The sequence below is a fragment of the Rhodovulum sp. PH10 genome (assembly GCF_000293785.1).
Lineage (GTDB): Bacteria > Pseudomonadota > Alphaproteobacteria > Rhizobiales > Xanthobacteraceae > Rhodoplanes.
On the sequence record NZ_AKZI01000177.1, the window covers coordinates 1 to 435 of the forward strand.

At 69.2% G+C, this 435-nt stretch carries 1 protein-coding gene; it reads right to left on the reverse strand.

The features are described 5' to 3' along the window. A partial coding sequence (locus tag A33M_RS20725) for a hypothetical protein (RefSeq protein ID WP_040622279.1) occupies positions 1-435 on the reverse strand: 435 nt, incomplete at both ends.

The following is a 435-nucleotide window of genomic DNA, read 5'->3' on the forward strand; positions in this document are numbered from 1 at the left end:
GTGCAGGAGGTTTATATCGCCATGAGCGCCTGCGCTCCCGATCGAACGAGGCGCGCGTCAGCGCCGGCATCTCGTCGTCGAAGGCGAGCAGCGTGAGTCTCAGATCGACCAGCGCGAGGTCGGTCACCGCGTCGGCGAGCAGCGAGGGCGACAGCCGCACGATTTGCGCGCGGCCGCCGGTGGCGTCGTGGATCACCGTGAAGTGCTCGGCGTCCTCCACGATCGCGCCGAAATGAATCAGATCGTTGCGTAGCTTGAGCAGGCGGCCGAGCTGATGCGACAGGGCCTCGAGCTCGGCCCTGCGCTCGCGGGTCCATTGCTGCGCCTCGGCGATGCGGCGCAGCGCGTTCATCGCCGCGTCGATCTGCACCGTCGCGAACACCGCTTGCGCGGTCGCGGTCGGCATGTCGGCGAGCCGCCACAGGGTGGCCCGGA